This is a genomic window from Xenorhabdus entomophaga (assembly GCF_037996725.1).
In the GTDB taxonomy this organism is placed as follows: domain Bacteria; phylum Pseudomonadota; class Gammaproteobacteria; order Enterobacterales; family Enterobacteriaceae; genus Xenorhabdus; species Xenorhabdus khoisanae.
Window position 1 is genome coordinate 1 of the sequence record NZ_JBBMXH010000184.1, and the last position, 4,058, is coordinate 4,058.

A 4,058-nucleotide genomic window follows, 5' to 3' on the forward strand; every position below is an offset into this window, starting at 1 on the left:
AGGAAATGAGACTTTTGACTCTAAAGGACAGCAGGTTGTTGAGTTCTTCTTCAAGCCTAATGGTGTGCTTCAATATGTTAAAAAGCGGGGCACTGAACATCCCAAAACCATCATAACCGGTTTTACCACGAAGCAGGGAACCCAAGAGGTTGAAGCGCTTCTCGGTTCCGCTGTTTTTGATTATCCCAAGCCGACAGGATTGATTGAGCACTTAATGAAGGTCACGGATGGAGAAGATATCATTCTTGATTTCTTTGCGGGAAGTGGTTCTACAGGTCATGCGGTGTTAAAACAAAACAAGAAAGATGGCGGCAGAAGACAGTTTATTCTGGTTCAATTGCCTGAATCTGTCTCAAGAAACGCGGGGGCAACAGCGTATTGTATTCAGGAGTCAATCCCTGAATTGATCTCCAGAATTGCCCTCAAAAGAATCCAAAAAGCCATTGCAGAAGAAGATAAAACCCAAGGGGTTAGGTTTTTCAAATTAGCCCCAGCAAATCTTTGAACCTGCATTCTACTTACTACAACTCACAGGGGTAACCATCGTTCACCCCACGGACGCCCATTGTTCAAATGGGGTGGAATATGCGCATGCCAAATAAAGACCCAAGCGGCTTTGAACTGTATCAATGGCTGATACTGCTGCTGCTTTCAGCATGGGGCGGGATAGTCCGCTACATTATCGATATAAAAACCAGTAATGCCCGCTGGAGTTGGTTCGGGGCAGTGGCTCAGGTAGTCGTTTCGGGCTTCACCGGACTGATAGGGGGCTTTATCAGCCTCGAGGCAGGACTGAGCTTATACATGACATTCGCCAGTGCGGGCATGTGCGGTGCGATGGGAAGTATCGCTCTCACGTATTTCTGGAACAGACTGACAGGTGACCCAAGATGAGCAGAGACCAACAATATATAGATGATGTTCTGTCATTTGATTTATTTGCGGGTGATTTTGGTGATGGCTCTGAACGCTGCCTGAAAGACAAAATCGGTATAACCCGCAAATCGGCTCGCTGTTATATCTGCGATGAAACTATCCCCCCTAAATCCACAGCCAGATTATCAACATGGGTATTTGACGGTGAAATCATGCACTACCGCTGTTGTACCATCTGTTGTGATGCGATGGCTAAATTCAATGGCGATGGTGACGAACTCATTGATGATCGGTATGAAATTGGTGAAACGTCCCGAATGAGTAGGTGTAAATCATGAATACCTATAATTTTCCGCCCTATGGCGTCAGTAGTCGGATGTATCCAACAACCGTTGTTTTAGAACGTATCACGCATTTTCAGCCCATTGACTATAACGGTAATAGCGGTACAGCTATTTTTCTGGATACCGGTGTAGAGGTTTACACCAGTATGAGTAGTTGGGATGTTGAAAAATTGCTGAACAGTAACGGGGAGTAAACAGTGGCAACGAATAACTTTCAGTTTAGCCAGCGCAGTGAAAATAACCTCAAAGGTGTACAACCTGATTTGGTTGCGGTTGTTCGTCGAGCCTTAGAGCTATCCCCAGTTGACTTCACGGTAATTGAAGGACTCAGAACGCTTGAGCGCCAAAAGCAATTATTGAAAGAGAAGAAAAGCCGGACCCTGAATTCTCGCCATTTGACGGGTCATGCGGTTGACTTGCTTCCTGTAGGTGCAGATTGGAATAATTACACATGCTGGCTGCCAGTATTGAATGCAGTACACCAAGCAGGTGAAGAATTGGGGATAAAGCTTCGGTTTGGCATCACGTGGACAAGTAATCCCCACGATAAGCCGGCTAAATTTCTGGATGCGCCTCATATTGAGATACCCGTATGAAACTCAATAGCCAGTACTTTACCCTCGGTGCTTTTGCTGTCGTCGCTGGCCTGCTTTGGTTCTACTACAGTGAGTATCAGGACAAGGCCGAAGAATACCGTAGCTTAAAACTACAGTATGAAGAACAAATCGCCATCAACACCACCCAGCAAGAGCGAATCCAACAACTCCACGAATTAGATACCCGACACACACAGGAACTCGCCAATGCCAAGATCGAAATCGATACTCTTCGGACTGATGTTGCCGCTGGTCGTCGCAAGCTGCGCATCAAAGCCACCTGTCCTGTGTCTGAAACCATTACCTCCGTCAGCGTGGGCGCTACAACCACCGTCGAACTCACTGGAGAAACTGGATCTACTGTTCTCGATATCCGAGAAGGCATCATTAACGACCGGGCAAAAATAAGATATTTGCAGGATTACATCAATACTGAATGTTACAAGGGGATGAGATGAATAAAGTGAGTAACAATAACAAAGGAAAAATAATTGAGTTACGGGTTAATGGCGCTCCTTTGTGTTACCTGAATACAAAGTCTGCAATATCAGTTGATTACTTATTTTTTCTTAAATCGGTAGTAGAGGCCCTATCGCTTGATAGCGCCTCACTGGAACATGAGGCTAATTTGGTTGGAAAAACTATAATTCATAAACACGCAGCATTTGCAGCAATCAAAGATCCCACAAATCTTTAATGAATGAATCAACACGAATTGTATCGCTACCTTTAGAGGTTTCTAAATAAAAATCAACCACATTATCAGGTAAATGAGTATTCCATATATTGAATGAGTGGCGCGGAAAATATTCTTCAAAGATGCTTTCTACAGCTCTTTCACCAGTGACTTGATCTTGAATTAAGTGACATTGAAGTAAGCATTTAGCAATTAATTTAGATTTCAGCATATTTGTTCATCTTGTTTGTTGTAGGGACTGACAAGGATACCACCTTGCCTGATGTGGTTAAAAGCAGGCCTTTATTCTTATACCCATTCCCGGAGTGGCTACAGAAATAACCCATGCTGCCACCCCGTTCCTGCCGCGTACCCAACGCACACGGGCTGGCGGCATTTTTATTTCCAACTGTAGACATACCTCTATGGTTGATTTATGTACTGGACAAAAGCAATAAATTCGTTGCCTTTCAGTGTGTTACTTGTGCGCAAGGGACTGAACAAAACGAGTTAACCCATTGTTTTTGGCTCTCTATTTTGAGCACACCTCTATCGGGAATATCGATATCGATACTCCTTTGCGTCGGGTTATCGCCGTCTGTCGGTATTAGCTGAGACATGCTTCCTTACCATCGAGCGTACAGACAGAATCAAAAATAACCCATGCCCCCGAAGAAGACGGGTCATTATCAGCAACATCCGCTGTAGGCAGAAGAAGCGGTGTGACAGTCGGAGAGACGGCAAATTCTGAATAGATCATTCACAGAGTGGCTTATGCAGAATTTTATATAAGTTTTAGGTACCCATGTTCTTTAAAAAAGTCGGGTTTATATAAAACCAACCAGTTGAATATGCTAAATGAGGCAAAAATTATGATGATGATAATTATCAAAGAAGATGGCAGCACATCTATAACGGCTGAGGGATATTCAGCATGGTATGACAAAGATGGGCGGCTTGATATGAGTATAGGCGGGAAAGCCCCTCAACATCTCATCATTCACAATGGGTTCAAACCGAAAGCAGAAAAGGAACAGGCGAGCAAGACCTATTCCGCAGGTATGACGCTGGCAGTAGATGAAGGAATCAAGGCTGGGGTTACTGCCGATGGCTTCAAGGTCTGTGACTCGGAAAGGAAAGTAAGAGCAGTTGTTGCTCCATTGGAACTGGCAGTAGATATAAACGCCAGCGCCATAATCAATGAAATAGAGAAAGCATATAGAGGGACTGCTAAGCAAGCTCGCCTGAGTTCGGCCGTCATTAACTCAGCGAAAATACCCAGCATCCCTGATGACGATCATATTCGCCAGATAGTCCGTGAAGAGATACTGTTGTTCGTCGCACGCGAGAGTGAGCGCGGCGGACTGTTCTCGACGTGGTGATGCCATGCCACCCCGTATCCCTCGCGCCTGCCGCAAACAAGGCTGTCCCAAGACCACCACTGACCGCTCCGGCTACTGTCCTGACCATCTGCACACCGGCTGGCAGGCTCACCAGCAAGGCAAGAGCCGACACGCCCGCGGCTACGGCAGCAAGTGGGACAAGCTACGCGAACGGATTCTTAGG

At 45.6% G+C, this 4,058-nt stretch carries 11 protein-coding genes and 1 pseudogene; 9 read left to right on the top strand and 3 right to left on the bottom strand.

Going from position 1 to position 4,058, the window contains the following annotated elements; all coding sequences use genetic code 11:
* From AAC854_RS21525 to AAC854_RS21555, 7 genes are all read left to right on the top strand, one after another.
* A partial coding sequence (locus AAC854_RS21525) for a DNA methyltransferase (RefSeq protein WP_340618881.1) occupies positions 1–505 on the top strand: 505 nt, incomplete at its 5' end.
* Positions 506–591: 86 nt separating this feature from the next.
* Positions 592–894, top strand: a complete 303-nt coding sequence (locus tag AAC854_RS21530; protein WP_235428058.1) for a phage holin family protein — start codon at positions 592–594, stop codon at positions 892–894.
* Entirely contained in the window at positions 891–1,214 is a 324-nt protein-coding gene (locus AAC854_RS21535; protein ID WP_340618882.1) for a hypothetical protein, read from the top strand. The genes AAC854_RS21530 and AAC854_RS21535 overlap by 4 nt, the downstream gene beginning before the upstream one ends.
* Positions 1,211–1,414, top strand: coding sequence for a hypothetical protein (locus AAC854_RS21540; protein WP_340618883.1), 204 nt, complete (start codon positions 1,211–1,213; stop codon positions 1,412–1,414). The genes AAC854_RS21535 and AAC854_RS21540 overlap by 4 nt, the downstream gene beginning before the upstream one ends.
* Before the next feature lie 3 nt (positions 1,415–1,417).
* Positions 1,418–1,816 carry a M15 family metallopeptidase gene (locus AAC854_RS21545; protein ID WP_340618884.1) on the top strand — a complete coding sequence of 133 codons (399 nt, stop codon included), beginning with the start codon at positions 1,418–1,420 and terminating at the stop codon, positions 1,814–1,816.
* Complete coding sequence (locus tag AAC854_RS21550) at positions 1,813–2,274, top strand: lysis protein (RefSeq protein WP_340618885.1); 462 nt, start codon at positions 1,813–1,815, stop codon at positions 2,272–2,274. The genes AAC854_RS21545 and AAC854_RS21550 overlap by 4 nt, the downstream gene beginning before the upstream one ends.
* Entirely contained in the window at positions 2,271–2,513 is a 243-nt protein-coding gene (locus AAC854_RS21555) for a hypothetical protein (protein ID WP_340618886.1), read from the top strand. The genes AAC854_RS21550 and AAC854_RS21555 overlap by 4 nt, the downstream gene beginning before the upstream one ends.
* Here AAC854_RS21555 and AAC854_RS21560 read toward each other — a convergent pair.
* The 3 genes from AAC854_RS21560 to AAC854_RS21570 all read right to left on the bottom strand — a co-directional run bounded on the left by AAC854_RS21560 (position 2,491) and on the right by AAC854_RS21570 (position 3,252).
* Positions 2,491–2,724 carry a hypothetical protein gene (locus AAC854_RS21560; RefSeq protein WP_340618887.1) on the bottom strand — a complete coding sequence of 78 codons (234 nt, stop codon included), beginning with the start codon at positions 2,722–2,724 and terminating at the stop codon, positions 2,491–2,493. The genes AAC854_RS21555 and AAC854_RS21560 overlap by 23 nt on opposite strands.
* A 238-nt stretch (positions 2,725–2,962) precedes the next feature.
* Entirely contained in the window at positions 2,963–3,112 is a 150-nt protein-coding gene (locus AAC854_RS21565) for a hypothetical protein (RefSeq protein ID WP_340618888.1), read from the bottom strand.
* Complete coding sequence (locus AAC854_RS21570; RefSeq protein ID WP_340618889.1) at positions 3,100–3,252, bottom strand: hypothetical protein; 153 nt, start codon at positions 3,250–3,252, stop codon at positions 3,100–3,102. The genes AAC854_RS21565 and AAC854_RS21570 overlap by 13 nt, the downstream gene beginning before the upstream one ends.
* A gap of 112 nt (positions 3,253–3,364) precedes the next feature.
* Here AAC854_RS21570 and AAC854_RS21575 point away from each other — a divergent pair, with 112 nt between their 5' ends.
* Positions 3,365–3,874, top strand: a complete 510-nt coding sequence (locus tag AAC854_RS21575) for a hypothetical protein (protein ID WP_340618890.1) — start codon at positions 3,365–3,367, stop codon at positions 3,872–3,874.
* Positions 3,875–3,878: 4 nt separating this feature from the next.
* Positions 3,879–4,058: pseudogene (locus AAC854_RS21580) on the top strand (HNH endonuclease); the annotation flags it as partial.

Coding starts and splice junctions, on each gene's coding strand:
- AAC854_RS21530 (WP_235428058.1), top strand. CDS start 592: ATGCCAAATAAAGACCCAAGCGGCTTTGAACTGTATCAATGGCTGATA.
- AAC854_RS21535 (WP_340618882.1), top strand. CDS start 891: ATGAGCAGAGACCAACAATATATAGATGATGTTCTGTCATTTGATTTA.
- AAC854_RS21540 (WP_340618883.1), top strand. CDS start 1,211: ATGAATACCTATAATTTTCCGCCCTATGGCGTCAGTAGTCGGATGTAT.
- AAC854_RS21550 (WP_340618885.1), top strand. CDS start 1,813: ATGAAACTCAATAGCCAGTACTTTACCCTCGGTGCTTTTGCTGTCGTC.
- AAC854_RS21555 (WP_340618886.1), top strand. CDS start 2,271: ATGAATAAAGTGAGTAACAATAACAAAGGAAAAATAATTGAGTTACGG.
- AAC854_RS21560 (WP_340618887.1), bottom strand. CDS start 2,724: ATGCTGAAATCTAAATTAATTGCTAAATGCTTACTTCAATGTCACTTA.
- AAC854_RS21565 (WP_340618888.1), bottom strand. CDS start 3,112: ATGTCTCAGCTAATACCGACAGACGGCGATAACCCGACGCAAAGGAGT.
- AAC854_RS21570 (WP_340618889.1), bottom strand. CDS start 3,252: ATGATCTATTCAGAATTTGCCGTCTCTCCGACTGTCACACCGCTTCTT.
- AAC854_RS21575 (WP_340618890.1), top strand. CDS start 3,365: ATGATGATGATAATTATCAAAGAAGATGGCAGCACATCTATAACGGCT.